Genomic DNA, 26,284 nt, shown 5'->3' with positions numbered 1-26,284 from the left:
AGTACCCTTCCTTGATCGTTGGTGGGGGAGCGGAAGGCGGTACACGGGTGAGCTCGGGAGGGTTCGAGCTGCCCCCAGGTGACGCGGGTCACGAGGGGGAATCGACCGATGCCCCGCCAGGGGCTGTCTCCCTCGCACAGCCCATGGAGATCGGTGCCGATCTGAACTGGGGAGCGGACGCCTGGAACGAGGTGCGCACACGCGCCCAGCGCGCCGGGCGGGCGTACATCTGGCTGAATCTGGTGGAACAGCGGCTGCGCGCCGTGGTCTCCGCCGTGATCCGGCCGATCTACGAGCCGGTGCACGGCGAGGACTGGGTGGTGGCCGCCGCGGGGCCCGCGGGGCAGGAGTGGGTGCAGCGCGCCGTGGCGGTCCGGGAGGTCTCGCGCCGCAAGGGCTATCTGCTCGACCCGGCCGACGACAACGTCCTGAGCTTTCTCACGCTGCCGCAGCTGCGTGAGCTGATGGTCCAGCACTGGCCCTGCTTCGAGCCGTACTTCGACGACCGCCGCGAGGTGGAGCTGGCACTGGACGAGCTGGAGGTGGCGCGCAACGTCGTCTCCCGTAACCGCGCGCTCAACGAGGCGGTCCTGGCGCAGGCCGAACGCGCCTCCGCGCGGCTCCTGGAGATCCTCGGCAGCGGTGCGGCCGTCCCCTCCGCCGAGCGGCTGCCGGTGGACGCCGTGGAGGAGCTGGTGGGCGACCGCTACGCCGACGTGGTCTCCGTCCACCCGGACCGGGTGCGGCTGCAGCGTCAGCTGCCCGCCGAGGACCTGTTCGGGAGCGCGCGCCGGCTGGACGCGATCGGTATCGGGCTCAACCTCCTCACGCAGAACTTCTCGGGGCGTCGGCTGGTGCGCCTCGCCGAGTCGGGCTGCCGGGTCCGGCTGCTGTTCATCAATCCGGCGAGCAGCGCGGTCAAGCGCCGGGAGCGCGAACTGGGCCTCAAGAAGGGCGAACTGAGCCGCTCCGTCGAGATGAACATCCTCCATATGCGCCGGGTCCGCTCCAAGCTCCGCGACCCCGGCGCCTTCCAGATCCACGTCTTCGACGAGACGCCGCGCTTCACGGCGTATCTGGTGGACGGCGACGGACCCGACGCGGTCGGGGTCGTCCAGCCGTATCTGCGGCGCGCACGCGGCATGGAGGCGCCCGTGCTGGTGCTGCGCGGCGGGGGGCGTGCGGTGGTCAGGGCGGGGCAGGACAGCGAGCACGGCCTCTTCGAGACGTACCGCGAGGAGTTCGAGTCGGTCTGGACGGACTCCAGGCCCGTCTCCTGACGCCCCTTCCAGCGTTGTCAGTGGTGCGTGCGAAGGTGGTCATCACTTGGGGGAACGCACCACAGAAGGAGGTACGGGATGAGCTGGATCAGCGGGCCGCTGCTGGCGTTCGACCTGGAGACCACGGGGACGGACGTCGAGACCGACCGCATCGTGACGGCGGCGGTCGTCCGGCTGGAGGCGGACGGATCCGTCTCGGAGGAGCGGACCTGGCTGCTGGATCCCGGTGTCGCCATACCGGAGCAGGCATCGGCGATCCACGGCATCTCGACCGAACGCGCCCGCGAGCACGGGGTGCCGGCCGCCTCCGCGATCGAGGAGATCACCCTGGCCGTCGCCGACGGGCTGCGCTCGGGGACGCCGCTGGTGGTGATGAACGCGCGCTACGACCTCTCCCTGCTCGACCGTGAGTGCCGGAGGTACGGCGTGGAGTCGGTCAGCGAGCGGCTGGGGAACGCGCCCTCGCCCGTCATCGACCCGCTGGTGATCGACAAGCATGTCGACAAGTACCGCAAGGGAAAGCGCGCCCTCCACGCGCTGTGCGCGCACTACGGGGTGTCGCTGGAGGACGCGCACGACGCGAGGGCCGACGCCGTGGCCGCGGCCCGGGTGGTGCGGCGTATGGGGGAGAGGCACCAGCCCGTCGGGGTGATGCCGCTGGAGGACCTGCACGGCCTCCAGGTGCACGCGGCGGCCGAGCAGTCGCTCTCCCTGCAGGCCTATCTGCGGCGCACGGCGGATCCGGCGGCCGTCGTGGAAGCCGCCTGGCCGCTCATCCCCCGGAGGCGGGAGCCGCAGGCGGGCGAGAGCGATGCGGGGGCGTCAGTTCGGAGCCGGTGAAGCCGTTTCGTCGGCCTTGATGTCGAAGTCGATCCGGTCGCCGTCGACGGAGGTCACGGTGACGGATACCCCCAGGGTGCTTCCGTCGTCCGCCGTGAGCGTGCAACGCGTGGTGGTGCCGGTCTTCCCTGCGAGGTCCTTGGGGCAGGTGACGTCCGGCTTCGGCTGGTTCATCGTGCTCGCCAGCTTCTCGGCCACCGTGTCGGCCAGCTTGTCCGCGGACATCTTCGGCTCGGAGCTGCCGACGTCGACCGAGGCCGAGCAGCCGACGAGCAGCAGGCCGGCCGACAGGGCCGAGAGGCTCCATGTCGCCGCGGTCGAGCGGGTCATGGCCATGGGGGGAGCTCCAGTTCCGGATGTCCGAGGCAGTGGCCGGAAGCATACGTGGAGCGGGTGCGGCCGATACGGGGCGTCCGGATCCGGCCGGCTCACAGCTTCCCGAAGAGCACTCCGCGCCAGGTCCAGCCGGACGTGAGGGCGGTGTTCCGCAACGGTCCGGTCAGCTCCGCGCTGTCGAAGCCGGCGGTCTCCGTCGCCTGGAGGCGGCCGTCCTCCCCGCGCTGGAGCGACCAGCGACGGGAGACGGTCCTGCCCGACCCGCGCCCGTAGTCCGCCGACGTCCGGAGCCGAGGGGGATTGCCGACGCGGGTGACCTCCCACTGTTCCTCGACGGCCCGCACCTCATGGCTCTCCCCGACCAGGCGCATCCGGATCCGGATGGCGTGCGTCAGCTGGGACCCGATGAAGAAGGTCTGCCAGGCGGGCTCGGCGATCCGCCACTCCGCCACCAGGTCCGCGCCGTCCGACGCGCCGTCACGGATGATGTAGGGGACGTCGGGCCGGTTGAGCCCGAGCAGGGCACTCCGCAGCTCCTCGGCCGGTCGTGGCTCCACCCCGTCCTCGGGGTGCCTGGTTCCGGTGAGCTTGTCGAGGATTCCCATGCGGTCAACCTGTGCCACGCGCATCCGGCGCCGTGCGCGACGGGGGCGCGGTTCAGAAGGGGTACCAGCGCACCTCGGGGTCGTCCTCGCGCAGTGACGCCACCCTGCGCCGGAACTCCGCCAGCGCCTTGGGGTTGGCCGGGGCGTGCTGGGACACCCAGGCGCAGCTCGCCGTCTCGCGGGCGCCGCGCAGCACCGCGCACCCTTCCCAGGCGCGTACGTCCCAGCCGTACGCCTCCGTGAACGCGTCGTAGGCCTGCGCGGGCAGGCCGTACCGGTCGCGGGAGAGTGCGAGGACCACCAGGTCGTGCTCGCGCAGGTCGGCGGAGAAGGTCTCCAGATCGACCAGCACCGGCCCGTCGGGGCCGACATGGACATTGCGGGGCAGCGCGTCGCCGTGGATGGGCCCCGGCGCCAGGTGCGGGGCGAGCGCCGCCGCGGCCTTGGCGAAACCGTCGCGCCGGCCGCGGAGATAGTCGGCGTCGGCCGGATCGATCGCGTCGCCCGCCAGACGCAGCCAGCGCTCGACACCGCCGAGCAGCTCACGCCGCGGCAGCGTGAAGCCCTCCGGGGCGGGCAGCGCGTGCACCTGGGTGAGCAGCGGGGCCAGATCGCGCGGTTCGGACGGGCGCACGGCGTCGGGCAGCCGGTGCCACAGGGTCACCGGGTGGCCCTCGACCAGGCGGGCCAGCGGTTCGGCGGCCCGTACGGCGGGTACGCCCGAGTCGGCGAGCCACAGGGCGACGGCCACCTCGCGCTCGGCCCGCTCCCGGAGCTCCGGGTGATGTGTCGAGTCCCGGCCGACCTTGACCACCAGGTCGCCGAGGCCGAACACCGCGTTCTCGCCGAGCGCGAGGAGCTCCGCACCGGCGGGCAGTCCGGCGGCCGTCAGTACCTCGCGCGCACGCATGTCGTCCATGGCTCGATTTTCTCATCCTCGCAGGCCACCTTGACGAACGGGCGGCCCGTCAGCACGATGACGGGGACCGCCCGGCGGCGATACGGGGATGAAACCGATCCAAAGAAGTAAAAGGGGTCGAATTCATGATATTGGCGACCGCAACGGAGCGGTCCGGGCGTAAGAGCCCACAGGGCGGCCGGGGTGAGGGCCGCCGACGGGACGGCGCCACCTGGTTCCTGGTGCTGCCCGCACTGATCCCGATCCTGATCCTGAGCGTCGGCCCGCTGGTCTACGGCATCCTGCTGGCCTTCACCGACGCCCAGTCGGGCCGTACCCGCTCCACCCGGTGGATCGGGGCCCTCAACTTCCAGGACCTGCTCCACGACACCCTGTTCTGGGACTCGTTCCGGATCGGCCTGCTGTGGGCGGTCGGGGTCACGGTCCCGCAGTTCGTGCTGGCCCTCGGTCTCGCCCTGCTGCTCAACGCGAACCTGCGGATGCGCTGGCTCGCCAGGGCCCTGGCGATCATTCCCTGGGCCATGCCCGAGGTCGTCGTCGGCATCATGTGGCGGCTGGTCTACAACCCTGACGCGGGCATCCTCAACGAGACCATCCGCGATCTCGGGCTCGGTGACGGCAGGGACTGGCTGACCGGTCTCGCCACCGCTCTGCCCGCCGTGATGGTCGTCGGCATCTGGGCCGGCATGCCGCAGACCACCGTGGCGCTGCTGGCCGGGCTGCAGAACACCCCGCACGAACTCCACGAGGCGGCCGCCCTCGACGGAGCGGGAGCCTGGCGCCGCTTCCGCACGGTCACCTGGCCCGCCATCCGGCCGGTGGCGCTGGCCATCAGCGCCCTCAACTTCATCTGGAACTTCAACTCCTTCGCCCTGGTCTACGTCCTGACCGGCGGAGGGCCGGGAGGCCGCACCCGGCTGCCCATGCTCTTCGCCTACGAAGAGGCCTTCCGCTACGGACAGTTCGGCTACGCCGCCGCGATGGGATGCGTGATGGTCGCCGTCATCTCGGTGCTCCTCGCCCTCTACCTCGTCGGCCGGCTCAGAGGAGGCGAGGACGCATGAGCCTCCGTACGGGCAGAACCGCGCGTGCCGGGCAGTACGCCGCGCTCCTGTGCTACCTCGTCTTCCTGGCGTTCCCCTTCCTCTGGCTGATCTCCACCGCCTTCAAGCCGGCCCGTGAGCTCGGCTCGCTCCACCCCACGTGGATCCCCGAGGATCCGACGCTGGACAACTTCCGGCAGGCCTTCGACGAGCAGCCGCTGCTCCGGGCCGCGGCCAACTCGCTCACCGCGGCGCTCTGCGCCGCCCTGATCGCGGTCGTCATCGCCACGCCCATGGCCTATGTGATGGCCCGTCATCGCGGGCGGCTGTCCACGGCCGCCACCGGGTGGGTCGTGGTCAGCCAGGCGTTCCCCTTCGTCCTGGTGATCATTCCGCTGTTCCTGGTCCTCAAGTACCTGCACCTGATCAACTCGCTGTGGGGGCTGATCCTGGTGTACGTCGTCTGGTCGCTCCCCTTCGCGCTCTGGATGCTGGCCGGATACGTACGGGCCGTGCCGCCCGAGCTGGAGGAGGCCGCCGCTGTCGACGGGGCCGGGAGGGCGCGGATCCTGATCTCGGTCACCGCGCCGCTGCTGGCCCCCGGGATCGTCGCCACCGCGCTCTTCGCGTTCATCACCGCATGGAACGAGTTCTTCTTCGCGCTCGTCCTGCTCAAGACACCGGAGAAGCAGACCTTGCCGGTCGTACTCACCCACTTCCTCGGCGCGGAGGGTGTGGCCGACCTCGGGCCGCTCGCCGCCGCCGCGTTCCTCGCCACCCTTCCCTCGCTCGTGCTCTTCGCGGTCATCCAGAAGCGCATCACGGGCGGCCTCACGGCCGGGGCGGTGAAGCACTGATGCGCCGCCGGCTGCCCGCGCTCGCCGCGGTGACCACCGCCCTCGTCCTCCTGCTGGCCGGCTGCTCGGGGGAGGGCGGCGGTACGGACGCGAACGGCACGATCCGGCTCAGCTTCCAGTCGCTCGCCTGGCAGAAGGAGTCCGTCGACGCCAACAAGCAGCTCGTGCGCGAGTGGAACGCCGCCCACCCCGATGTGCAGGTGGACTACGTCCAGGGCAGCTGGGACAACGTCCACGACCAGCTGCTCACCTCCTTCGAGGGCGGCGAGGCGCCCGACATCATCCACGACGCCTCCGACGACCTCGCGGACTTCGCGTACGGCGGATACCTCGCCGATCTGCGGACCTTGCTGCCGGGCCGGCTGACCGAGGACATCCCGCAGCAGTCCTGGGCCACCACCACCTTCGGCGACGGCGTCTACGGAGTGCCGTTCCTCCAGGAGCCCAAGGTCCTGATCGCCAACAAGAAGATCCTCGAGTCCTCGGGTGTCCGGATCCCCACCCCCGAGAAGCCCTGGAGCTGGCCGGAATTCCGGCGGGTCACCGAGAAGCTGACGAAGAAAGGGACGTACGGGGTCGCCTGGCCGCTCAAGGAGCCGGTCTCCGTCACCCTCAATCTGGGCCTTTCCGCCGGCGGGCAGCTCTTCCACCGGGGCGCGGACGGCAAGGTGACCATCCGGTCCGAGGAGGGCGACCGTGTCATGCCCGGCACGGTCCGGGATCAGGTCAACTCCGACCGCAGCGCCGCGCGTTCGGCGCTCGGCATGGGGGGTTCGGACACGCTCCCCGGATTCTTCGGCGGCAAGTACGCCATGGTCCCGCTCGGCTTCTCCTACCGCCAGCAGGTCGTCGAGCAGGCCCCCGAGGGCTTCGAATGGACGGTGCTGCCCACCCCGGCAGGCAGCGGAGGGCTCGCCCAGGGGGTCAGTCCGCAGACCCTCTCGGTCGCCGAGGACAGCCCGCACAAGAAGGAGGCCGCGCGGTTCATCGACTTCCTCCTGCGCCCACCGAACATGGTGCGGCTGGCCAGGGGCGACTGGATGCTGCCGACCGGCACCGAGGCGCTCGCGGATCCGGCACTGCACACCGAGGAGAACGGCTGGGCGACGGGCACCGCTCTCGCCCGGTCATTGCGCCCGGCCCCCGCGCAGTCGGTGCGCGGCTATCCCGAGTGGAAGGACAAGGTCGCCACGCCCGCGCTCCAGGAGTACTACAGCGGGGCCATCGACACCGAAGAGCTGAGGGAACGCCTGGTCGACGACGGGAACAGGGTGCTGGCCCGCTACCAGCGCTGAACCGGGCCCGCCGCGGACCCGAAACAGGTTGGGCGAGACGTTGCGTCTCCGTCGACGGCGACCGCGGTCCGGCCGCCCTCCACCGGGCCGGCCTGCGGCTGGTGGAGGGCGTTCACGGGTACGTTCCTTCTGCCGGGCGGTGCGGGGGACGGCAGCCGGTGTGGTCCCGTGCCGTGAAGCCGAAGAAGGCCATCTCGGTGTTGTCGCCGCGCAGCCCGACCCCGCCCGCCTCCGTCAGCCGGCCCGGTTCCTGGTCCTCCGCGTCGAGGACCGTCCGTCCCTTCACGGACGCGCGATCCGGACCCGGTCGTCGCCCCGGGTGGTCACCGTGGCCGAAATCTGGTGCCACCGGCCGTCGGCGAGGGCGTGATCCGCCGTCGCGAGCGTGGTGTAGGCGCCCTCCTCGTCCACGGGCGGGCCCGGCGCCGGGTGTTTGCGCTTGAGAACGGCCATGCCGTCGCGGCGGCGGAAGGTCAGGGCGTATCCAGTGTGAACTCCAGGCAACTCTCCGTCAGTTCGTTCGCCAGTGCGAGGTTGACCGCCCGGAAGATGTTCTCCCACAGCTTGCTCATCTCCGCTGTCTCCGGGCTGTCCACCCGGGGGACGGAGGGTGCGGTTCCGGCCAGCAAGGAGGCGGCGAGTTCGGTGGACCGGGGAGTGACGCCGCCGATGACGCGCGGGTCCGGTCGGGGGAGTGGGCGGGGTTCCCAGGGTCGGTCCGCTCGGCGTGAACGCCACGAAGACATCGCTGCCGGGCCGCAGTCCCCGTGCCGCGAGCGGTTCGACGAGGAGGTCACGCGTGGTGCCGACATAGCTGGTCGAGGTGAGGACCAGCAGCTGCCCCGGCACCGCGTGGGCCACCACCGATGCGCAGGCCGCGGTCAGCGCGCGCGGATCGGGCACGAGCTCCCTGTCGACCGGGGTCGGCACGCAGATGACCACCGCGTCCGTGCCCGTGACCGCGGCGGGGTCGGCTAATGGGGTGGGCTGCTGAGGGTGTGCACAACCGAAACATGACATTCCGTTCCCGCGTTCAATAGCAATGAAGTGCGGTTATGCGTGTTCGATCGCGCGAAGTTCACACGACCGGAACCCGTGTACGTCCTCATGTTCGGTCGGAGGCCCGGCAGTTTGCCCGACATGGCGGGGAGTGTGCAGGTTTTCTGTGACGAAAGGTTGCCGAGTGCGTGACGGCTACATGAAGGTCTTGATCTGGGCGCGTCAATCGAGCAGTGTTTCGAGGCAGCCCCCGGAGATCTTCCGGCCGAGGGCCAATCCCCCCACAAAAGAATGACGAGGAGACCCCTCTTCATGGCAATTCACAAGCGTGTGCGTTCGGTCAAGCTCACCGCCGCGATAACCGCAGTGGCAGCGGCCGCCGGTGTCACCCTGCTCACCACCCCGTTCGCCGGAGCCGCCACGGCCCCCGCGACGGGCACCGTCTACGGCGCGGACGCGGCGACAGCCGTCTCCGGCAGCTACATCGTGATGCTGGACCAGAAGGCCGACAAGGCCGGCCTGGCCGAGGAGTACGGCGGCACGCTCCAGCGGAACTACAAGTCGGCCATCAACGGCTTCTCGGCCAGCGGACTTTCGGAGACCGAGGCCAAGCGGCTCGCCGCCGACCCGGCCGTCTCCAAGGTCGTCCAGAACAAGAAGTTCCACGTCGACGCCACCCAGGACAACCCGCCGTCCTGGGGTCTGGACCGGATCGACCAGGCCGAGACCGCCGGTGACGGCGCGTACACCTACCCGGACGCCGCCGGCGGGGACGTCACCGCGTACGTCATCGACACCGGTGTCCGCGTCACTCACAAGGACTTCGAGGGCCGCGCCACTTCGGGCTTCGACGCCGTGGACAACGACGACGACGCCGACGACGGCAACGGGCACGGCACCCACGTGGCCGGAACCATCGCGGGCGCGGCCCACGGCGTGGCCAAGAAGGCGAAGATCGTGGCCGTCCGCGTCCTGGACGACGCGGGTTCGGGCACCACCGAGCAGGTCGTCGCGGGCATCGACTGGGTCACCGCGAACCACGAGGGCCCGTCCGTCGCCAACATGAGCCTCGGCGGATCCGCGGACCCGGCCCTCGACGCCGCCGTACAGAAGGCCATCGCTTCCGGCGTCACCTTCGCGGTCGCCGCGGGCAACGAGTCGAGCGACGCGGGCGAGGGCTCCCCCTCCCGCGTCCCCGAGGCCATCACCGTCGCCTCGTCCACGGTGGACGACGAGCAGTCGTCGTTCTCCAACTTCGGTTCGGTCGTGGACATCTACGCCCCCGGTTCGGACATCACGTCGGACTGGAACGACAGCGACGACGGCACGAACACCATCTCGGGCACGTCCATGGCGACCCCGCACGTCGTCGGTGCCGCCGCCGTCTACCTCGGCGGACACCCGGACGCCACGCCCGAGGAGGTCGCCACGGCACTGACCGAAGGAGCCACCCCGGACGCCATCTCCAACGCGACCGAGGGCACGGCGAACAAGCTCCTGAAGATCGTGGAATAGGCCGGGCAGGCCGGGTAGAGCATGCAGGAGGCCGCCGCGCCCTCCCCCACGGGGCGCGGCGGCCGTCGCCGGTGGAAAAAGATCTAGGGTGGGGGGATGAGCACGATGTACGCGGCGCTGCTGCGCGGGGTCAACGTCAGCGGTCACCGGCGGGTTCCCATGGCGGAACTCCGTGCGCTGCTCGGGGAGCTGGGACACCAGGACGTCGCCACCCATCTGCAGAGCGGCAACGCCGTGTTCCGCAGTGTGTCGGGCGACGAGAGCGCCCTGGCCGCCGAGCTGGAGCGGGGGATCGAGGAACGGTTCGGCTTTCCGGTCGACTGCCTCGTCCGCTCGGGCGCCTATCTCGCGGGCGTGGCCGACGCCTGTCCCTTTCCGGCCGCCGAGCTCGAGGCGAAGCAGCTGCACGTCACCTACTTCGACCAGGCCGTAGACGCCGCGCGGTTCGCCTCGCTCGACGCCGACGCCTTCCGCCCCGAAGAGTTCCGGCTGGGGGACCGCGCCCTCTATCTGTACGCGCCCGACGGGCTCGGGCGCTCCAAGCTCGCCGTGGCGCTCGGGCGGCCCGCCTTCATCCGCGGCCTCGTCGCCACGAGCCGCAACTGGAACACCGTGGTCAAGCTTGTGGAGATGACGCGTGACTGAGCACTCGCCCGCCGTGGCCGCAGCCATCGAGGGCGAGCTCCGCCTCCTCGACCCCGTGGTGCGGGCCTCCGCCGATGCGCTGGTCACGCTGCTGCACCCGGACTTCCGGGAGATCGGCACCAGCGGCCGCCTCTGGCAGCGGGACACGATCATCGCCATGCTCACGCAACCGGACGCGGACCCGGGTGCTCCGCCTCCCGTCCCGCTCACCGCGTCACGGATGCGGGGCGACCAGCTCGCACCGGACCTGGTCCATCTCACCTTCGACACGGAGTCCCAGGGCCTGCGGTCCCACCGCAGTTCACTGTGGCGGCTGACGGGGGACGGTTGGCTGCTCTACTTCCACCAGGCGACGCCCTTCATCGACGATCCGTTCGCCGAGGTCTGAGCCGGCGCTTCCCGCCGGTCCCCTCACACCCCCCGCAGCACACGCCCGGGCGGCCCCGCAAGAGTGCCGCGCCGGTCTGATCTATGCCCGGCGCCCGGCCGGTTTTCGCCGGAGGGGCTGATTCCGGCCATCTGGAGCCGCCGGGCAAAACGCCGGTAAGCCACCCGAACGGGCCGTGCCCCGACGGGCCCGGTCCGGGCCGCGGAGAGCCGCGCCGCCGCGCTTTCCGGGCGGGGGTGGTGTTGTTGAACGCGATGCGCGTAGACAGCGGCCGACGTCCGCTCCCCGTTACCGGCTTTGCTGCAATTCGCTGCCCTCCTCCGTTCGGTGAGCGGACGCCGTTGTTCGGAGGCCATCCGCACGCATATCGGAGTTCAGGGTCCGTTCTCCGTCCCGGTCCGGAAGACGTCCTTGTCACCGGATCAAGCGGAGTCAAGGATTCGAGACGTGCGGTTGGCAGGTCCACGACTAGAAACCACTGGTCGCGGACAGCCGCATACTCCGGCCCGCCCACCCAGCGGACCGGACACCCCCCAATGACGGAGGATCCTGTGACCTTCAAGCGCTTCGCCCCTCTCTCCTCGATCTCCAGACGCGCCCGTCTCATCGCCGCGACCTCAGGTCTGGTCACCGCCGTGGCGCTCGCGGCGCCCACTGCGGTCGCCCAGGCGGCACCGGACACCACCGTGACGAAGGCCGAGCTGGCCGACGCCAGTTCCGCCGTACGCGGTGCCGACATCGCGGGCACCGCCTGGTACACCGAGGCGAGCACCGGCAAGGTCGTCGTGACCGTCGACAGCACGGTCACCGCCGCCGAGATCGCCACGATCAAGAAGTCGGTCACCGACTCGGGCGCGAAGGCCGACATCAACCGCACGGAGGGCACGTTCAACAAGCTCATCGCGGGCGGCCAGGCCATCTACGCCGGCGGCGGACGCTGCTCCCTCGGCTTCAACGTCCGCAGCGGCAGCACCTACTACGCGCTGACCGCCGGGCACTGCACCGAGATAGGCAGCACCTGGTACACCAACTCCGGTCAGACCACCACGCTCGGCACGCGGGCAGGTTCCAGCTTCCCGACCAACGACTACGGGCTCATCCGGCACTCGAGCTCCGCCGCCGCGGACGGCCGGGTCTACCTCTACAACGGCAGCTACCAGGACATCACCTCCGCCGCGACCCCCAGCGTCGGCCAGTCCGTGAAGCGCAGCGGCTCCACCACCGGAGTCCACAGCGGGACCGTCACCGGCCTCAACGCCACCGTGAACTACGGCGGCGGTGACATCGTCTACGGCATGATCCAGACCAACGTCTGCGCCGAGCCCGGCGACAGCGGCGGCTCGCTCTTCTCCGGCACCACGGCACTGGGCCTCACCTCCGGCGGCAGCGGCAACTGCTCCTCCGGCGGCACCACGTTCTTCCAGCCGGTCACCGAGGCGCTGAGCGCCTACGGCGTCAGCGTCTTCTAGACCTCACGCACCGCACCACCTGCCGACGGGCCGCGCTCACCGAGCGCGGCCCGTTGTCGTGGCCGCTTCCCGTGCGGGCGGGCGCTGTGCCAGGCTCGCGGGTATGCGTTACATCATCGTGGGAACCGGCGCCGTCGGCGGCGCCATAGGCGGACGGCTGGCGGAGGCGGGCCACGAGGTGGTGCTCGTCGCGCGCGGAGCGCAGTACGACGCCCTGCGCGAGGACGGGCTGCGCCTCACCACACCCGAGGGCACCCGCACCCACCGCCTCCCCGTCGTCGACGGCCCGGAGGCACTGGACCTCGGTCCGGACGACGCCCTCGTCCTCGCCGTCAAGACCCAGGACAGCGTCGCCGCCCTCGACGCCTGGAGCGCACGGCCCGTGGCGGGCGGCGGAACCGCGGGCGAGCGGCTCCCCCTGATCTGTGCGCAGAACGGCGTCGAGAGCGAACGCCTGGCCCTGCGCCGGTTCCACCGCGTCTACGGCTGCTGCGTCTACCTCCCCGCGAGCTTCGTGGAACCGGGCAGGGTCCTCGCCGCCGGAGCCCCGCTCACCGGCATCCTCCACCTCGGCCGGTATCCGTCCGGTGCCGACGACACGGTGCGCGCCGTCTCCGCGGACTGGGAGAAGGCGAAGCTGGAGGCCCCCGTTGTCCCCGACGTGATGCGCTGGAAGTACGCCAAGCTGCTCTCCAACCTCGCCAACGCGATCGAGGCGGTCGCCGGTGTGCTCGACGGCCCCGACGGATTCGCCCTCTTCGACCGGGCCCGGGCGGAAGGACGGGCGGTGCTCGCGGCGGCCAGCATCGAGGCCACGGGAAGCGGGGAGCAGGAGGAGGCCCGCGGCGGCAGGATCCGCTTCGACCCGTTCGACGGGTCCGAGCGTGGCGGCGGCTCGTCCTGGCAGAGTCTCAGCCGGGGCACGGGCACCATCGAGGCCGACTACCTCAACGGCGAGATCGTCGTGCTCGGCCGGCTGCACGGCATCCCGACACCGGTCAACGAGGTGCTGCGGCGCACCGCGAACGCCTTCGCCCGGGAGCGGCGCGCCGCCGGCTCGATGACGGTCGCCGAACTCACCGCCCTGGCGGACGCGGCGTCCTGAGACCCGAGCACCTTGTCGCATTTCTTCAAGACCCGGCCGCCGGGCGGAACGCACGATGGGTGCATGCAGAACGCGTACACACACATGGCCGAATGCGCCACGGAGTCCGCCCGGGTCGCCCGGGGCATCGGGGCCACGCTGCCGCTCACCTCCACGACCGCCTGCCACGGCTGGGACCTGCGGGAACTGATCAACCACTGGGTGCTCTACAGTGCGTACGGACTGGAGCACCGGGCCCTGCGCACCCCCATCCCCGACGAGCTGACGGCCCGTGACTTCACGGCCGACCCCGACTGGCCCGAGCGGTACGCGGCCCAACTGGAACGCGCGGTCGCCGCCTGGTCCGACCCGGCGGCCCGGGAGGGCACCGTCGACACCGGGCACGGCTCCACACCCGCCCGGGAGATGGCGGCGATGCTTCTCATGGAGACGGTGCTGCACGGCTGGGACGTGGCCCGGGCCACGGGACAGGAGTTCCGACTCTCCGGGCCTGCGGCGGCCTGCCTCCTCGAAACGGTCGAGGGGACGGCCGCGCTCTACCGGCAGTACGAGGGATTCGCCGCTGAGGTCACCCCGCCCGCCGCCGCGTCCGACTTCGAGCGCGCGCTGGCTCTCAGCGGCCGCGATCCGCGCCGAGCCGCCGTGGTCTGACGCGTCACGCGGCACCGGTGGCCCAGCACAATGCCGTCCGAATGGCCCAGAACCGTGGGCCACGGTCTCCCTGGGCTCCTCGCATGAGCACTCACGTGAACGAGACAGCGGGCAGGACGGCGGTCGACTTCTCCTTCGACCCCGCCTGCCCGTTCGCCTGGATCGCCTCCCGATGGATGCTGGAGGTGGAGCGCGAGCGCGACATCGAGCTCCGTTTCCACGTCATGAGCCTCCATCTGCACAACACCGGCAACGAACTCCCCGCGTGGTACCGGGAGCTGGTCGACCGGTCGATCGGCCCCGTCCGGGTCGCCGCCGCAGCGGCGGACCACGGGCCCGGCGTCCTCAGGGACCTCTACAGAGGCCGCGCACACCGACACGTACGACGAGGCCGTACGCCGTAGCCATGACCGGGGGAAGGACCCCGTTGCCGGTTCCTACGTCGGCACTCCCACGATCCACGTCGACGGTACCGTCTGCTTCGGCCCGGTACTCAACTCCGTGCCCCGCGGCCAGGAGGCGGCGCTGCTCTTCGACAGCTTCCGGGTTCTCGTCGGCCACCCGGACTTCTTCGAGCTGAAGCGCGAGCGCACCGGGAGCCTGGACCTCGGTGAGAGGCCTTAAGCGCTCAACGCCCCGTCGACCGGAACGAGGGCCTCGTCGTACCGGGTCAGCAGCAGCCGGCCCAGCGCGGGGGACGGCCCCAGGACGCCGGCCAGCACATCCGCCCCGGCCTCCTCCGCCCCCGCCGCGATGCGGTCGGGGAGACGGCCGGGGGCGATGACGTACGGCGCGACCGCGACCCGCCGTACGCCGTCGGCCCGCAGGGCGCGTACGACGTCGGCGGTGCGGGGGAGGGATGCGGAGGCGAACGCAGGCCGCACGGCGCACCAACCGGTGTGCCGCAGCTCCCGCGCGATTTCAGCGATCACTGCGATCGCCTCCGGGTCTGTGGAGCCCGCCGAGGCCAGGACCAGCCCGGTCGAGCTCTTGTCGCCGGGGGAGACCCCGGCCTCGTACAGCCTCTGTTCCAGTGCGGCGTTCAGCAGCGGGGACGGGCCGAGGACCTCGGCCTGGCCGATCCGCAGCCGCGGCAGCCGTGCGCGGGCCTCGCGCAGCACCGAGGGGATGTCCGACTTGGCGTGGAAGGCCCGGGTCAGCAGCAGGGGGAGCGCGACGACCTCGCCCGCCCCCTCCGCGGCCAGGCGCTCCAGCACCCTGGGCACGGACGGGGCGTTGAACTCCAGGAAGCCCGTCTCCACACGCAGCCCGGGCCGCAGCGACCGTACCCGCGCGGTGAGCGCGTGGACGGTCGCCGCGTGCCGCGGGTCGCGGCTGCCGTGGGCGATGACGAGCAGGACGGGGGAGGCCATGGGAGATCAGCCCTTCACGAGGAGACCGCGGCTGCGCAGCACCCGCCGCTCCAGCGGGCTGAAGATCAGCAGGTCGATCGCGATGCCGACGAACAGGATCAGGAGGATCGCCAGGAAGATCCCCGGCATGTCGAAGTTGTTCCGGCCGTTCTCCAGCAACTGGCCGAGCCCCAGGCCCAGGTCGGGCGAGGACGCGATGATCTCGGCGGCCATCAGCGAGCGCCAGGAGAACGCCCAGCCCTGCTTGAGGCCCGCCAGATAACCGGGCAGCGCCGCCGGCAGGACGATGTGGATCGTCCCGCGCAGCCCCGTCGCACCGATCGTGCGGCCCGCGCGCAGGAACAGCGGGGGTACCTGGTCGACGCCGGAGACCAGGCCGTTGGCGACCGAGGGGACCGCGCCGAGCAGGATCACCGCGTACATCGTCTTGTCGTCGAGCCCCAGCCAGATGATGGCCGGAGCCACCCACGCCACCGACGGCAGGGACTGCAGCCCGGAGAGGATCGGCCCGATCGCCGCCCTGACCACCTTCACCCGTGCCACCAGCAGACCCAGCGGGGTGCCGATCGCGACGGCCATCACGAAGCCGAGCAGACCGCGCGACACGCTGGTCCAGATGACCTCCAGCAGGGTGCCCTGCAGCCACATGTCGGTCAGGCTGTCCCAGACCGCCGCCGGCGGCGGGAGCTTGTAGTCGTCGGTGACCTTCGCCCAGACCAGCAGCTGCCAGACGAGGACCACCAGGACGACCGCGACGACCGGCGGCAGGACCTTGTTGAGCAGGATCTCGCGGGTCGGCGTCCTGCGTACCTGTACGGCGTCGAGGGCGTCCAGGCCCGCCTCGAGACCCGCCAGGTCGTCGGCCTTCGTTTCAGTGCTGGCCATGTCGGCGGATCTCCCCACGCAGTTGTTCGGTGATCTCGACGGACAGCTCCGCCACGGCGGTGTCCTCGATGCGGCGAGGCTGCTCGATGTCGACCGTCCACTCCCGGGCGATCCGGCCGGGACGCGACGACAGCAGGATGACGCGCTGGGCGAGTCGCACCGCCTCACGCACGTTGTGGGTGACGAAGAGGACGGAGGCGTTCGTCTCCCGCCAGATCCGGGTCAGTTCGTCGTGCAGCACGTCGCGGGTGATCGCGTCGAGCGCGGCGAACGGCTCGTCCATCAGCAGCAGCCGGCTGTCCTGGGCGAGCGCCCGGGCCATCGCCACGCGCTGGCGCATCCCGCCCGAGAGCTCGTGCACCCGCTTCCCGTACGCCCCGCCGAGGCGCACGAGTTCGAGCAGCCGTTCCGCCTCCGGGCGGCGGTCCGACTTCGATACCCCGCGCAGCCGCAGGGCGAGTTCGATGTTCTTGCCCGCGGTCAGCCACGGGAAGAGGGCGTGCTCCTGGAACATCAGAGCCGGCCGCCCGCCGGGGGTCTCGATGGAGCCCGCGGTCGGGCGGTCGAGTCCGGCCACCAGGTTGAGCAGGGTCGATTTGCCGCACCCGGATGCTCCCAGGAGGGTGACGAACTCGCCCGGAGCGACATCGAGCGTGATGTCGTCCAGGACGAGCTGCTGCCCCGTGGGCCCGGCGAAGGACTTGGACACGTTCGTGATGCGAGCGGCGTGCTCGACCGCTGCACGGTCCTCGGCCTTGGTGAGGGTGGTGGTCGCCATGGTCGTCACCTCCTGGGAGTCGTCAGTGATCCTGATGCGGTCGGGCTTACTTGACGCCGAGACCGGCGTCGGCGGCCTGGGGCTGTCCCGCGGCCTTGAGGATCTTGTTCAGCGGCTTCAGGTCGTAGATGCCGTCGAGGTCGGGCTTCTCCAGCAGGCCGGCCTTGACCGCGTGGGCCGCCTGGGCCTCGAGCGTGGCGGCCAGCGGGTCGTCGGTGATCTGGATGGACTCCCAGGCCGGGTCGAGGACCTCGGCGGGCAGGGCCTTGCCGCCCAGCTCCTTGAGCGCCGCGTTGGCCGAGGCCTTCGCCTTGTCCGGGTTGGCGTTGATCCACTTGTTGGTGCTCACCGTGCCGCGCAGCACCGCGTCGACGACGTCCGGGTGCTCGGAGAGGAACTTCTGCGACACGATGATGTTCGTGATGACGAACTTGCCGTCCGGCCACAGAGTCGACTCGTCGAGCAGGACCTTGCCGCCCTCGGCGACCAGCTTCGAGGCGGTCGGCTCCGGGACCCAGGCGCCGTCCAGGGAACCCGACTTGAAGGCGTCCGGAGTCACCTTGTTGTCCGAACGGACCACGGAGACGTCGCCCTTGCCGCTCTGGGCGTCGACCTTCCAGCCCTTCTCGGAGATCCAGTTGAGGAACGCCACGTCCTGCGTGTTGCCGAGCTGCGGGGTGGCGATCTTCTTGCCCTTGATGTCGTCCAGGGTCTTGATCTTCTTCGGGTTCACGACGAGCTTCACGCCGCCGGAGGCCGAGCCGCCGACGATCCGCAGGCTCTGGCCCTTGGACTTGCTGTAGCCGTTGATCGAGGGGGAGGGGCCGATGAAGCCGATGTCGATCGAACCCGCGTTGAGCGCCTCGATCTCGGAGGGCCCGGCGTTGAACGTCGAGGGCTTGACCGTGGTGCCGCCCAGCTCCTTGGCGATGAGGCCTTCCTGGATACCGACCAGGGCGGTGGCGTGCGTGAGGTTCGGGAAGTAACCGATCTTCACGGTGTCGGCCGAGAGCTTCTTCCCGCCGGCGGAGACGTTCGACTTCGCGGAGTCGTCGTCCTTCGCCTCGGAACCGTAGCCGCAGGCGGTGACCGCCACGGCGAGCAGCGGCAGAGCGGCGGCAGCGGCGAGGCTGCGGCGGAGAGTGGTACGGGTGGCAGGCACGGGAGGCATTCCTCTCGTCGGCCCGGTGCTCACGTCCCCATGGGACCAGGTGGCGCGGCCGGGCGATCGGCAGGTCTTCGTCTGAACTGGCGGTGCGAGCGGGCGCGCAGGCAGTGCGCGTACGTCATCACGCACATCGCCCGACCCCGCCCTGGCCGCTGCCGAGGGCGCCGCTGCCGACCCGGCCGCCCTCCTTCGCGAAGGTCGAGAAGAAGTCGGCGATCATCAGAAGTCCCACTCCGCGTCCTCGGCGGAGGTGTCCGCGTCCGCGTCCCCGTCGGTCACGGCGGCGAACGAGGCGCCCGCCATGCCGGCCGTCAGCGTCGTGCCGTCGGCCGGGTCGATCAGCAGGAACGAGCCGGTGCGCCGCGAGTCGGCGTAGGCGTCGAGCGCGAGCGGCTCGGCGGTACGTACGACGACCCGGCCGATGTCGTTCGCCACCAGCTGCCCGGGGGCCGGGTGCTGGGAGAGGTCGTCCAGCGTGAGCCGCGACGGGATCTCCTTGACGATCGCCTTGACCGTGCGGGTGGTGTGCTTGAGCAGCACCCGCTGGCCCACCGTGAGCGGCTGGTCGGCCACGTGGCAGACGGTCGCCTCGACGTCCTGCGTGGTGGCGGGCGTGTCCGAGCTCGGTGCGATCAGGTCGCCGCGCGAGACGTCGATGTCGTCGGCCAGCCGGATCGTCACCGACTGCGGGGCCCAGGCGATGTCGACGCTCTCGCCGAGCGCGTCGATGCCCTCGATCGTCGTGGTGCGCCCGGACGGCAGCACCGAGACCGTCTCACCGACCCGGAACACCCCGGCGGCGATCTGACCGGCGTACCCCCGGTAGTCGGGGTGCTCGGCGGTCTGCGGGCGGATCACGTACTGGACCGGGAAGCGGGCGTGGCACTCGGTCAGGTCATGGCTGACCGGCACCGTCTCCAGGTGCTCCAGGACGGTCGGGCCGCCGTACCAGTCCATGTGCGCGGACGGCTCCACGACGTTGTCGCCGGCCAGCGCGGAGATCGGGATCGCGGTGATCTCCGGGACGCCGAGCGAGGCGGCGTACGCGGTGAACTCCTCCGCTATCGCCGCGAACACGGGCTCCGCGTACTCCACGAGGTCCATCTTGTTGACGGCGAGGACGACGTGGGGGACGCGCAGCAGGGCGGCGACGGCGGCGTGGCGGCGGGTCTGTTCGACCACGCCGTTGCGGGCGTCGACCAGGACGACGGCGAGCTCGGCGGTGGAGGCGCCGGTGACCATGTTGCGGGTGTACTGCACATGGCCGGGGGTGTCGGCCAGGATGAACCGGCGGCGGGGCGTGGCGAAGTAGCGGTAGGCCACGTCGATGGTGATGCCCTGCTCGCGTTCGGCGCGCAGTCCGTCGGTCAGCAGCGCCAGGTCGGGCGCCTCCTGGCCGCGGTTGGTGGAGGCCAGCGCGACGGCTTCGAGCTGGTCGGTGAGGACCGACTTGGAGTCGTGCAGGAGGCGTCCGACGAGGGTGGACTTGCCGTCGTCGACGGACCCCGCGGTGGCGAACCGCAGCAGGGTGGTGGCCGAGAGCTGCTCGGTCGTGGTGCTGGTCATGGTTAGAAGTACCCCTCGCGCTTGCGGTCTTCCATCGCGGCCTCGGACATCTTGTCGTCGGCGCGGGTGGCACCCCGCTCGGTGAGCCGGGAGGCGGCGATCTCGGTGATCACGGCGTCCAGGGTGGTGGCGTCGGAGTCGACGGCGCCGGTGCAGGACATGTCGCCGACGGTGCGGTAGCGCACCTGGCGGGTCTCGACCTTCTCGTGGTCCTTGGGGCCGCCCCAGTCGCCCGCGGTGAGCCACATGCCGGAGCGGCTGAAGACCTCGCGCTCGTGGGCGAAGTAGATCTCCGGGAGTTCGATGCCCTCACGCTCGATGTACTGCCAGACGTCGAGCTCGGTCCAGTTGGAGATGGGGAAGACGCGGACGTGCTCGCCGGGGGCGTGGCGGCCGTTGTAGAGCTGCCACAGCTCGGGGCGCTGACGGCGGGGGTCCCACTGGGAGAACTCGTCGCGCAGGGAGAAGACGCGTTCCTTGGCGCGGGCCTTCTCCTCGTCGCGGCGTCCGCCGCCGAAGACGGCGTCGAAGCGGTGCTGCTGGATGGCCTCGGTCAGCGGGACCGTCTGCAGGGGGTTGCGGGTGCCGTCGGGGCGCTCGCGGAGCTTGCCCGCGTCGATGTACTCCTGGACGGAGGCGACATGCAGGCGCAGCCCGTGCTTCTCCACGGTGCGGTCGCGGTATTCGAGTACCTCGGGGAAGTTGTGCCCGGTGTCCACGTGCAGCAGCGTGAAGGGGACCGGGGCGGGGGCGAACGCCTTCAGCGCGAGGTGCAGCATCAGGATCGAGTCCTTGCCGCCGGAGAAGAGGATCACCGGCCGCTCGAACTCACCCGCCACCTCACGGAAGATGTGCACCGCCTCCGACTCCAGGGAGTCCAGGTGGCTCAGTGCGTACGGGTTGACGGTGCCTTCCGGCACGGTGGCGACAGTGCTCACGCCAGGCCCCTCTCGGTGAGCAGCGCACGAAGCGCCGCTGCGGACTCCTGCACGGTCTGCTGGTGCGACTCGATCCGCAGATCCGGCGACTCGGGTGCCTCGTAGGGGTCGTCGACCCCGGTGAGACCACTGATCTCGCCCGCTGCCTGCTTGGCGTACAGCCCCTTCACATCGCGCTCGGAGCACACCTCGACCGGGGTCGCGACGTGCACCTCCAGATACGCGGTGCCCTCCTGCTGATGACGCTTGCGCACCGCGTCACGGCTGTCGGCGTACGGCGCGATGACCGGGACGAGGGCCTTCACACCGTTGGCTGCCAGCAGTTCGGCGACGAAGCCGATCCGCTGGACGTTGGTGTGCCGGTCCTCGCGGGAGAAGCCGAGGCCCGCGGAGAGGAACTCCCGGATCTCGTCACCGTCGAGCACCTCGACCCGGTGCCCGTCGGCACGCAGCCGGCCGGCCAGCTCGTAGGCGATGGTGGTCTTGCCCGCGCTCGGCAGACCGGTGAGCCAGACGGTGGCTCCCGTCTCCGTCACGCTCATCGAAATCTCCTGATCAGTCGTCATCAGCCGTGCAGCCCGCACTCGGTCTTGCCCCGTCCGGCCCAGCGGCCGGCCCGTGCGTCCTCACCCTCCAGCACCCGGCGGGTGCAGGGCGCGCAGCCGACGGAGGCGTAACCGTCCATCAGCAGCGGGTTGGTCAGTACGCCGTGTTCGGCGACGTACGCGTCCACGTCGTCCTGGGTCCAGCGGGCGATCGGCGAGACCTTGACCTTGCGGCGCTTCTCGTCCCAGCCCACGACCGGGGTGTTCGCCCGGGTGGGGGACTCGTCACGGCGCAGCCCGGTCGCCCAGGCCGCGTACGCCGTCAGCCCCTCCTCCAGCGGCTTGACCTTGCGCAGAGCGCAGCACAGGTCGGGGTCGCGGTCGTGCAGCTTCGGTCCGTACTCGGCGTCCTGCTCGGCCACCGACTGACGCGGGGTCAGCGTGATGAGGTTGACGTCCATCACGGCGTCCACCGCGTCCCGGGTGCCGATGGTCTCCTCGAAGTGGTAGCCCGTGTCCAGGAAGACGACGTCCACTCCGGGGAAGACCCGGGAGGCCAGGTGCGCGACGACCGCGTCCTCCATGGAGGAGGTGACGCAGAAGCGCTTGCCGAAGGTGTCGGCGGCCCACTTCAGGATGTCGCTCGCGGAGGCGTCCTCCAGCTCGCGCCCGGCCCGCTCGGCCAGTTCCCTCAGGGCCTCGTCGGTGAGTTCGGCAGCGTGCAGCGTGTCCGTCATGTCCTGTCCCCTTCGACGTAATCGTCGCGCTGGAGCCCATGGGCCAGCAGGCCCAGGAACTTCAACTGGAACGCGCGGTTGCAGGAAGCACATTCCCAGGCGCCGTGTCCGGCCTCGTGCGGGCGCAGGTCCTCGTCGCCGCAGTAGGGGCAGTAGAACGGCGCGGCTCGTTCGCTCATGACAGCGACTCCGCACTGGCGCGGGCCGCCCAGGTCGCGAAGCGCTCGCCCTCCTCACGCTCCTCCTGGAACCTGCCGAGCACCCGCTCGACGTAGTCCGGGAGTTCGGCCGAGGTGACCTTCAGACCACGGACCTTGCGGCCGAAGCCGGCCTCCAGGCCGAGCGCGCCGCCGAGGTGCACCTGGTAGCCCTCGACCTGGTTGCCGTCGCCGTCCAGCATGAGCTGGCCCTTGAGGCCGATGTCCGCGGTCTGGATGCGGGCGCAGGCGTTGGGGCAGCCGTTGATGTTGATGGACAGCGGCTCCTCGAAGTCCGGCAGGCGGCGCTCCAGTTCGTCGATGAGCGCGGCGCCGCGCGCCTTCGTCTCGACGATCGCCAGCTTGCAGAACTCGATGCCGGTGCAGGCCATCGTGCCGCGCCGGAACGGGGAGGCGTTCACCTGGAAGTCCAGTGCCTCCAGACCGGCGGTCAGTGACTCGATCCGGTCCTGCTCCACGTCGAGGATGAGCATCTTCTGCTCGACGGTGGTGCGTACCCGGCCGGAGCCGTGCGCCTCGGCCAGATCGGCGATCTTGGCGAGGGTGGAGCCGTCCACCCGGCCCACGCGGGGGGCGAAGCCGACGTAGAAACGGCCGTCCTGCTGCCGGTGCACACCGATGTGGTCGCGCCAGCGGGAGGAGGGCTGCGCGGGCGGCGGACCGTCCAGGAGCGGGCGCTTGAGGTACTCGTCCTCGAGGATCTGACGGAACTTCTCCGGACCCCAGTCGGCCATCAGGAACTTCAGGCGGGCGCGCGTGCGCAGTCGGCGGTAGCCGTAGTCGCGGAAGATCCCGACGACACCGGCCCAGACGTCGGGGACCTCGTCCAGCGGCACCCAGGCGCCCAGGCGCTCGGCGAACCGCGGGTTGGTGGAGAGCCCGCCGCCGACCCACAGGTCGAAGCCGGGGCCGTGCTCGGGGTGGTCGACGCCCACGAACGCGATGTCGTTGATCTCGTGCACCACGTCCTGGACCGGCGAGCCGGAGATCGCGGTCTTGAACTTGCGCGGCAGGTTGGAGAACTCCTTGCTGCCGATGTAGCGCTCGTGGATCTCCTCGACCGCGGGGGTGCCGTCGATGATCTCGTCGGCGGCGATGCCGGCCACGGGCGAACCGATGATCACACGGGGGCAGTCACCGCAGGCCTCGGTGGTCGAGAGGCCGACCGCTTCGAGCTTCGCCCAGATCGCCGGGACGTCCTCGATGCGGATCCAGTGCAGCTGGACGTTCTGGCGGTCGGTGATGTCGGCCGTGCCGCGCGCGTACTCCTGCGAGATCTCGCCGATGACGCGCAGCTGCGCGGTGGTCAGCTTTCCGCCGTCGATGCGGACGCGCAGCATGAAGTAGCGGTCGTCCAGCTCCTCTGGCTCCAGGACGGCGGTCTTGCCGCCGTCGATGCCGGGCCGGCGCTGGGTGTACAGGCCCCACCAGCGCATACGTCCGCGCAGGTCGTTCGGGTCGATCGAGTCGAATCCGCGCTTCGAGTAGATCGTCTCGATGCGCGTCCGCACGTTGAGACTGTCGTCGTCCTTCTTGAACTGCTCGTTCCCGTTGAGCGGGGTGTAGTGACCCATCGCCCACTGACCTTCACCACGGTGACGTCCGGCCTTGCGGCGGGGCGTGGCGGTAGCAGGCTTCTCGGGGATGGCGGCCATGGCTATACGTCCTTCGGGACTGCAGGAGGGCGGCTCTGAACTGCACACTCGCGTGAGGCGCGGCGGTGCGCAGGGGGTGGAGCGGACTTCAGGAAATCGCGGTGCTGGAGACTCTCAGCGGACCGGACAGATGGCGCTGGACATGCGGCCGAGGTCGACGTGCCGCCGACTCACCAAGGCAATTCCAGTTCCAGACATGACGGAAGCGTGTCACGCGAATCTCGGGCCAGTCCACCACGATCCAATATGTGGACGGGATGGTCCCGATACGTGAGACGCTGTGGTGTCGGTCACGCCCTCGCTGTCGACAAAGCGACCTGAGGGTGTGTGGTCGGGCGTGCGATCAGGCGTGCGCGCCGGGCCAGGGGCCGGGGTGGGCGACCTGGAGCTCCTGCTCGATCTTCGTGTCGAACAGCCGGAACCCCCGCCGCAGATAGTTGTCCATCGCGTGCGGGCCGTCGTCGGAGCAGGTGTGCAGCCACACCCTCTTGGTGGGGGTCCGCTCCGGGTGGCGCTCCGCGAGGTCCCAGGCGCGCGCCACGCCGTACGACAGCAGGTGCCCGCCGATCCGGCGGCCCCGGAAGGCCGGGATCAGGCCGAAGTACGTGATTTCGACGGCCCCGTCCTCCTGGGCGTCGAGCTCGATGAACCCCGCCGGGGTCCCGTTCTCGTACGCCACCCAGGTCTCGACCCCCGGTCGCTTCAGGAAGGCCCGCCACTGCGCGTGGGTGTGGTCCAGCCGGTCGGTCCACCGGACATCCGCGCCCACCGCTGTGTAGAGGAACCGGCTGAACTCCGGCAGCGGTATCTCCGAGCGCGCGACCGTCACTCCGTCCGCGGGGAGGGCGGCGGGGCTCAGGTCGGCGGGCGACGTCTGTTCCAGATACCAGACGGTCACGTCGGAGACGGCGGTGGCGGAGTGGGTGGAGTCGCTCATGGCGGTCAGAAAACCACGGCCGCGACCTCCGGCCAAACCCGGCCGGGTCAGAGCGTCCCCGCGGGCATACGTGCCCTGAGCACCACCGGAGCCGTCGAACGGGGCAGCAGATCGGCCGGCACGTCCGGATGGACCACCTCCACCTCGACGCCTTCGCGGAAGCGGTAGGGCCGATGGGTCAGCACCTCCGCGAGGTGACGGCGTATCCGGGATATCTCGGCCCGCACCGTCACCGTCCTGGAGGCGTCACCGAAGACGTCCTCGGCCAGCTCGGCCGCGGTGCGCCCCTCCCGGTTCCGGGCCAGGGCGTACAGCAGCTCCGCGTGACGGGGCGAGAGCGGGTGCGTCCAGCTGCCCACGGGGCCCGTCACATGGATCGTGAGGCCCCGCTCCCGGCTCAGGTCCAGCACCACCCGGCGCGGCGGGCGGTCGTGCGTACCCTCCGCGACCTGGACCAGCCAGCCGCCGGGCAGCGGCTCCACCCGGCACATCCCGAGCGCGGCCAGCCACACCGTGCCCGGCTGCAGCGACTTCGGCAGCGGCAGCCGGTCCACGGGAGGCATCCCGCTGACGGCGGCCAGCCAGCCGTGGGTGTCCACCACCAGCGCCCGGCCGCCCAGCCGGCACAGGAGCGGCGCGGCCACCGAGCGCAGCCGCTCGATCGCCACCAGATGCCGGCCGCGCAGCTCGCTCTCCGCCAGCGCCGCCACCGAACCCACCAGCGCCAGCGTCGCCGGATGGAAGGTGGAGGCGGGCCCGCTGATGTCGACGATGCCCATCAGACGGCCGTCCCGGGGGTCTCGCACCGGGGCCGCCGCGCAGGTCCAGGTGTGCAGGGCGCGGATGAAGTGCTCGGCGGAGTGGACCTGGATGGGCGTGCGTGCGGCGAGTGCCGTACCGATGGCGTTCGTGCCCGTCGCCGACTCCGCCCAGGCGGCACCCTCCTCCAGACAGATGTCCTTGGCCTGGCGCATCACGGCCGAGTGTCCCTGACGCCACAGGATCCTGCCCTCCGTGTCGGTGACGACCATGATCTGCTGCGCCGCGTCCGCGATCGTGGCCAGTCCCTCCCGCAGCACGGGCATGACCATGCCGAGCGCGGTGGCCCTGCGCCGGTGCTCGATCTCGTCGGTCTCCAGCAGTCTGCTCTCCGGCGACTGCTCGGGATCGATCCCGCTGCGCAGTGCACGGTCCCAGGACGCGCCGATCTCCTCGCGCGGAGCGGCCGCCGTACGCTCGCCCGCCAGCCGGGCCTCCCGTGCACGGTGGACCAAGCGCTCGGTCAGCGCCGGGTACGAGGCGTCTTCCGGCCGCGGTCGCGCGACAGGCTCTGTTCCCATGACGGTCCCCCCAACAAAGCGTGGGCCCGGTCCGGAAGAGAGAAACCCAGCCCAAAGGACACATCCTGCCGTGCAGGGTGCCCGTTGACTCGTACTCCGCGCAATGGTTGCAACCCTTTGCAACTCTGGTGAACGGGCCGCAGACCGTACGAGAGTGGCAGAACACCGTGCGGGGAGTTCTCGACCCGCCGTGCGGT

At 70.7% G+C, this 26,284-nt stretch carries 30 protein-coding genes and 2 pseudogenes; 12 read left to right on the top strand and 20 right to left on the bottom strand.

Annotated features, from left to right (window positions below; all coding sequences use genetic code 11):
• The first annotated feature begins 47 nt into the window (after positions 1-47).
• Both ACIBCU_RS18695 and ACIBCU_RS18690 read left to right on the top strand, forming a co-directional pair.
• Positions 48-1,280: an SAV2148 family HEPN domain-containing protein gene (locus tag ACIBCU_RS18695; protein ID WP_362936627.1), complete on the top strand. Its 1,233-nt coding sequence runs from the start codon at positions 48-50 to the stop codon at positions 1,278-1,280.
• 78 nt (positions 1,281-1,358) lie between these two features.
• Entirely contained in the window at positions 1,359-2,120 is a 762-nt protein-coding gene (locus ACIBCU_RS18690) for a 3'-5' exonuclease (RefSeq protein ID WP_399232473.1), read from the top strand.
• Here the strand turns inward: ACIBCU_RS18690 and ACIBCU_RS18685 are convergent.
• The 3 genes from ACIBCU_RS18685 to ACIBCU_RS18675 form a co-directional block, all read right to left on the bottom strand.
• Entirely contained in the window at positions 2,103-2,456 is a 354-nt protein-coding gene (locus tag ACIBCU_RS18685; protein ID WP_362936633.1) for a DUF4333 domain-containing protein, read from the bottom strand. The two genes, ACIBCU_RS18690 and ACIBCU_RS18685, sit on opposite strands and share 18 nt — an antisense overlap.
• 92 nt (positions 2,457-2,548) lie before the next feature.
• Positions 2,549-3,061, bottom strand: a complete 513-nt coding sequence (locus tag ACIBCU_RS18680; RefSeq protein WP_399232471.1) for a hypothetical protein — start codon at positions 3,059-3,061, stop codon at positions 2,549-2,551.
• A 52-nt stretch (positions 3,062-3,113) separates the two neighbouring features.
• On the bottom strand, positions 3,114-3,980 hold the full coding sequence (locus tag ACIBCU_RS18675; protein ID WP_362936639.1) for an aminoglycoside phosphotransferase family protein: 867 nt from the start codon (positions 3,978-3,980) through the stop codon (positions 3,114-3,116).
• Between the two features lie 125 nt (positions 3,981-4,105).
• On the opposite strand from ACIBCU_RS18675, the gene ACIBCU_RS18670 reads away from it, so the two are divergent.
• From ACIBCU_RS18670 to ACIBCU_RS18660, 3 genes are read left to right on the top strand one after another with little or no spacing between them, the layout of a single operon-like run.
• Positions 4,106-5,044 (top strand): sugar ABC transporter permease, encoded by a 939-nt coding sequence (locus ACIBCU_RS18670; RefSeq protein ID WP_362936642.1) that lies wholly within the window; start codon positions 4,106-4,108, stop codon positions 5,042-5,044.
• Positions 5,041-5,880, top strand: coding sequence for a carbohydrate ABC transporter permease (locus ACIBCU_RS18665; RefSeq protein WP_362936645.1), 840 nt, complete (start codon positions 5,041-5,043; stop codon positions 5,878-5,880). The genes ACIBCU_RS18670 and ACIBCU_RS18665 overlap by 4 nt, the downstream gene beginning before the upstream one ends.
• Positions 5,880-7,175 (top strand): ABC transporter substrate-binding protein, encoded by a 1,296-nt coding sequence (locus ACIBCU_RS18660; RefSeq protein WP_399232468.1) that lies wholly within the window; start codon positions 5,880-5,882, stop codon positions 7,173-7,175. Before ACIBCU_RS18665 ends, ACIBCU_RS18660 begins: the two co-directional genes overlap by 1 nt.
• Before the next feature lie 112 nt (positions 7,176-7,287).
• Here the strand turns inward: ACIBCU_RS18660 and ACIBCU_RS18655 are convergent, their stop codons facing one another.
• The 4 genes and pseudogenes from ACIBCU_RS18655 to ACIBCU_RS18640 all read right to left on the bottom strand — a co-directional run.
• Positions 7,288-7,461: a hypothetical protein gene (locus ACIBCU_RS18655; protein WP_399232466.1), complete on the bottom strand. Its 174-nt coding sequence runs from the start codon at positions 7,459-7,461 to the stop codon at positions 7,288-7,290.
• Positions 7,458-7,628 carry a hypothetical protein gene (locus tag ACIBCU_RS18650; RefSeq protein ID WP_399233074.1) on the bottom strand — a complete coding sequence of 57 codons (171 nt, stop codon included), beginning with the start codon at positions 7,626-7,628 and terminating at the stop codon, positions 7,458-7,460. Before ACIBCU_RS18650 ends, ACIBCU_RS18655 begins: the two co-directional genes overlap by 4 nt.
• 20 nt (positions 7,629-7,648) lie before the next feature.
• Positions 7,649-7,747 (bottom strand): hypothetical protein, encoded by a 99-nt coding sequence (locus ACIBCU_RS18645; protein WP_399232463.1) that lies wholly within the window; start codon positions 7,745-7,747, stop codon positions 7,649-7,651.
• A 211-nt stretch (positions 7,748-7,958) separates the two neighbouring features.
• A pseudogene (locus ACIBCU_RS18640) lies at positions 7,959-8,195 on the bottom strand (nucleotide sugar dehydrogenase); the annotation flags it as partial.
• 291 nt (positions 8,196-8,486) lie between these two features.
• On the opposite strand from ACIBCU_RS18640, the gene ACIBCU_RS18635 reads away from it, so the two are divergent.
• From ACIBCU_RS18635 to ACIBCU_RS18605, 7 genes and pseudogenes are all read left to right on the top strand, one after another.
• Positions 8,487-9,689, top strand: coding sequence for a S8 family peptidase (locus ACIBCU_RS18635; RefSeq protein WP_399232461.1), 1,203 nt, complete (start codon positions 8,487-8,489; stop codon positions 9,687-9,689).
• Positions 9,690-9,785: 96 nt separating this feature from the next.
• Positions 9,786-10,334 carry a DUF1697 domain-containing protein gene (locus tag ACIBCU_RS18630; RefSeq protein ID WP_399232459.1) on the top strand — a complete coding sequence of 183 codons (549 nt, stop codon included), beginning with the start codon at positions 9,786-9,788 and terminating at the stop codon, positions 10,332-10,334.
• Positions 10,327-10,722, top strand: a complete 396-nt coding sequence (locus ACIBCU_RS18625; protein ID WP_362936666.1) for a nuclear transport factor 2 family protein — start codon at positions 10,327-10,329, stop codon at positions 10,720-10,722. The genes ACIBCU_RS18630 and ACIBCU_RS18625 overlap by 8 nt, the downstream gene beginning before the upstream one ends.
• Before the next feature lie 551 nt (positions 10,723-11,273).
• Positions 11,274-12,191 (top strand): S1 family peptidase, encoded by a 918-nt coding sequence (locus ACIBCU_RS18620; RefSeq protein ID WP_362936669.1) that lies wholly within the window; start codon positions 11,274-11,276, stop codon positions 12,189-12,191.
• 103 nt (positions 12,192-12,294) lie between these two features.
• Positions 12,295-13,296, top strand: coding sequence for a ketopantoate reductase family protein (locus ACIBCU_RS18615; protein WP_399232455.1), 1,002 nt, complete (start codon positions 12,295-12,297; stop codon positions 13,294-13,296).
• 63 nt (positions 13,297-13,359) lie between these two features.
• Positions 13,360-13,947 carry a TIGR03086 family metal-binding protein gene (locus ACIBCU_RS18610; RefSeq protein ID WP_399232453.1) on the top strand — a complete coding sequence of 196 codons (588 nt, stop codon included), beginning with the start codon at positions 13,360-13,362 and terminating at the stop codon, positions 13,945-13,947.
• Positions 13,948-14,030: 83 nt separating this feature from the next.
• Positions 14,031-14,571, top strand: a pseudogene (locus tag ACIBCU_RS18605) (DsbA family protein).
• On the opposite strand, the gene ACIBCU_RS18600 reads toward ACIBCU_RS18605, so the two are convergent.
• The 13 genes from ACIBCU_RS18600 to ACIBCU_RS18540 all read right to left on the bottom strand — a co-directional run bounded on the left by ACIBCU_RS18600 (position 14,568) and on the right by ACIBCU_RS18540 (position 26,087).
• Positions 14,568-15,320, bottom strand: coding sequence for a sirohydrochlorin chelatase (locus tag ACIBCU_RS18600; RefSeq protein ID WP_362936678.1), 753 nt, complete (start codon positions 15,318-15,320; stop codon positions 14,568-14,570). The pseudogene ACIBCU_RS18605 and the gene ACIBCU_RS18600 sit on opposite strands and share 4 nt — an antisense overlap.
• A 6-nt stretch (positions 15,321-15,326) precedes the next feature.
• A complete protein-coding gene (locus ACIBCU_RS18595) occupies positions 15,327-16,205 on the bottom strand; it encodes an ABC transporter permease (RefSeq protein WP_362936681.1) in 879 nt (292 codons plus the stop codon).
• On the bottom strand, positions 16,192-16,983 hold the full coding sequence (locus ACIBCU_RS18590; protein ID WP_362936684.1) for an ABC transporter ATP-binding protein: 792 nt from the start codon (positions 16,981-16,983) through the stop codon (positions 16,192-16,194). Before ACIBCU_RS18590 ends, ACIBCU_RS18595 begins: the two co-directional genes overlap by 14 nt.
• Before the next feature lie 46 nt (positions 16,984-17,029).
• Entirely contained in the window at positions 17,030-18,145 is a 1,116-nt protein-coding gene (locus ACIBCU_RS18585) for an aliphatic sulfonate ABC transporter substrate-binding protein (RefSeq protein WP_399232449.1), read from the bottom strand.
• Between the two features lie 225 nt (positions 18,146-18,370).
• Complete coding sequence (locus tag ACIBCU_RS18580; RefSeq protein ID WP_399232447.1) at positions 18,371-19,717, bottom strand: sulfate adenylyltransferase subunit 1; 1,347 nt, start codon at positions 19,715-19,717, stop codon at positions 18,371-18,373.
• Positions 19,718-19,719: 2 nt separating this feature from the next.
• The gene (gene cysD, locus ACIBCU_RS18575) at positions 19,720-20,655 is read right to left on the bottom strand and encodes a sulfate adenylyltransferase subunit CysD (protein WP_362936693.1); all 936 of its coding nucleotides are present in this window, start codon (positions 20,653-20,655) and stop codon (positions 19,720-19,722) included.
• Positions 20,652-21,221 (bottom strand): adenylyl-sulfate kinase, encoded by a 570-nt coding sequence (cysC, locus tag ACIBCU_RS18570; RefSeq protein WP_099174957.1) that lies wholly within the window; start codon positions 21,219-21,221, stop codon positions 20,652-20,654. Before cysC ends, cysD begins: the two co-directional genes overlap by 4 nt.
• Entirely contained in the window at positions 21,221-21,937 is a 717-nt protein-coding gene (locus ACIBCU_RS18565; RefSeq protein ID WP_362936696.1) for a phosphoadenylyl-sulfate reductase, read from the bottom strand. Before ACIBCU_RS18565 ends, cysC begins: the two co-directional genes overlap by 1 nt.
• Entirely contained in the window at positions 21,934-22,116 is a 183-nt protein-coding gene (locus ACIBCU_RS18560) for a hypothetical protein (RefSeq protein WP_362936699.1), read from the bottom strand. The genes ACIBCU_RS18565 and ACIBCU_RS18560 overlap by 4 nt, the downstream gene beginning before the upstream one ends.
• Positions 22,113-23,810 carry a nitrite/sulfite reductase gene (locus ACIBCU_RS18555; RefSeq protein WP_399232444.1) on the bottom strand — a complete coding sequence of 566 codons (1,698 nt, stop codon included), beginning with the start codon at positions 23,808-23,810 and terminating at the stop codon, positions 22,113-22,115. Before ACIBCU_RS18555 ends, ACIBCU_RS18560 begins: the two co-directional genes overlap by 4 nt.
• A 114-nt stretch (positions 23,811-23,924) precedes the next feature.
• The gene (locus ACIBCU_RS18550) at positions 23,925-24,008 is read right to left on the bottom strand and encodes a putative leader peptide (RefSeq protein ID WP_349817346.1); all 84 of its coding nucleotides are present in this window, start codon (positions 24,006-24,008) and stop codon (positions 23,925-23,927) included.
• Positions 24,009-24,153: 145 nt separating this feature from the next.
• The gene (locus ACIBCU_RS18545) at positions 24,154-24,747 is read right to left on the bottom strand and encodes a GNAT family N-acetyltransferase (protein ID WP_399232442.1); all 594 of its coding nucleotides are present in this window, start codon (positions 24,745-24,747) and stop codon (positions 24,154-24,156) included.
• A gap of 47 nt (positions 24,748-24,794) precedes the next feature.
• Complete coding sequence (locus tag ACIBCU_RS18540) at positions 24,795-26,087, bottom strand: GAF domain-containing protein (RefSeq protein ID WP_399232440.1); 1,293 nt, start codon at positions 26,085-26,087, stop codon at positions 24,795-24,797.
• Positions 26,088-26,284 lie beyond the last annotated feature (197 nt).

The organism is Streptomyces sp. NPDC051064 (genome assembly GCF_044455985.1).
Classification (GTDB): Bacteria; Actinomycetota; Actinomycetes; order Streptomycetales; family Streptomycetaceae; genus Streptomyces.
Note: the sequence above shows the minus strand (reverse complement) of the source record. Positions and strands in the feature narration are given on the sequence as shown.

Bases quoted from the DNA above. Each gene is read 5' to 3' on its own strand.
- ACIBCU_RS18690 (WP_399232473.1), top strand. From the start codon at position 1,359: ATGAGCTGGATCAGCGGGCCGCTGCTGGCGTTCGACCTGGAGACCACG.
- ACIBCU_RS18685 (WP_362936633.1), bottom strand. From the start codon at position 2,456: ATGGCCATGACCCGCTCGACCGCGGCGACATGGAGCCTCTCGGCCCTG.
- ACIBCU_RS18680 (WP_399232471.1), bottom strand. From the start codon at position 3,061: ATGGGAATCCTCGACAAGCTCACCGGAACCAGGCACCCCGAGGACGGG.
- ACIBCU_RS18675 (WP_362936639.1), bottom strand. From the start codon at position 3,980: ATGGACGACATGCGTGCGCGCGAGGTACTGACGGCCGCCGGACTGCCC.
- ACIBCU_RS18670 (WP_362936642.1), top strand. From the start codon at position 4,106: ATGATATTGGCGACCGCAACGGAGCGGTCCGGGCGTAAGAGCCCACAG.
- ACIBCU_RS18665 (WP_362936645.1), top strand. From the start codon at position 5,041: ATGAGCCTCCGTACGGGCAGAACCGCGCGTGCCGGGCAGTACGCCGCG.
- ACIBCU_RS18660 (WP_399232468.1), top strand. From the start codon at position 5,880: ATGCGCCGCCGGCTGCCCGCGCTCGCCGCGGTGACCACCGCCCTCGTC.
- ACIBCU_RS18650 (WP_399233074.1), bottom strand. From the start codon at position 7,628: ATGGCCGTTCTCAAGCGCAAACACCCGGCGCCGGGCCCGCCCGTGGAC.
- ACIBCU_RS18645 (WP_399232463.1), bottom strand. From the start codon at position 7,747: ATGAGCAAGCTGTGGGAGAACATCTTCCGGGCGGTCAACCTCGCACTG.
- ACIBCU_RS18635 (WP_399232461.1), top strand. From the start codon at position 8,487: ATGGCAATTCACAAGCGTGTGCGTTCGGTCAAGCTCACCGCCGCGATA.
- ACIBCU_RS18630 (WP_399232459.1), top strand. From the start codon at position 9,786: ATGAGCACGATGTACGCGGCGCTGCTGCGCGGGGTCAACGTCAGCGGT.
- ACIBCU_RS18615 (WP_399232455.1), top strand. From the start codon at position 12,295: ATGCGTTACATCATCGTGGGAACCGGCGCCGTCGGCGGCGCCATAGGC.
- ACIBCU_RS18610 (WP_399232453.1), top strand. From the start codon at position 13,360: ATGCAGAACGCGTACACACACATGGCCGAATGCGCCACGGAGTCCGCC.
- ACIBCU_RS18600 (WP_362936678.1), bottom strand. From the start codon at position 15,320: ATGGCCTCCCCCGTCCTGCTCGTCATCGCCCACGGCAGCCGCGACCCG.
- ACIBCU_RS18595 (WP_362936681.1), bottom strand. From the start codon at position 16,205: ATGGCCAGCACTGAAACGAAGGCCGACGACCTGGCGGGTCTCGAGGCG.
- ACIBCU_RS18590 (WP_362936684.1), bottom strand. From the start codon at position 16,983: ATGGCGACCACCACCCTCACCAAGGCCGAGGACCGTGCAGCGGTCGAG.
- ACIBCU_RS18580 (WP_399232447.1), bottom strand. From the start codon at position 19,717: ATGACCAGCACCACGACCGAGCAGCTCTCGGCCACCACCCTGCTGCGG.
- cysC (WP_099174957.1), bottom strand. From the start codon at position 21,221: ATGACGACTGATCAGGAGATTTCGATGAGCGTGACGGAGACGGGAGCC.
- ACIBCU_RS18565 (WP_362936696.1), bottom strand. From the start codon at position 21,937: ATGACGGACACGCTGCACGCTGCCGAACTCACCGACGAGGCCCTGAGG.
- ACIBCU_RS18560 (WP_362936699.1), bottom strand. From the start codon at position 22,116: ATGAGCGAACGAGCCGCGCCGTTCTACTGCCCCTACTGCGGCGACGAG.
- ACIBCU_RS18555 (WP_399232444.1), bottom strand. From the start codon at position 23,810: ATGGCCGCCATCCCCGAGAAGCCTGCTACCGCCACGCCCCGCCGCAAG.
- ACIBCU_RS18550 (WP_349817346.1), bottom strand. From the start codon at position 24,008: ATGTCTGGAACTGGAATTGCCTTGGTGAGTCGGCGGCACGTCGACCTC.
- ACIBCU_RS18545 (WP_399232442.1), bottom strand. From the start codon at position 24,747: ATGAGCGACTCCACCCACTCCGCCACCGCCGTCTCCGACGTGACCGTC.
- ACIBCU_RS18540 (WP_399232440.1), bottom strand. From the start codon at position 26,087: ATGGGAACAGAGCCTGTCGCGCGACCGCGGCCGGAAGACGCCTCGTAC.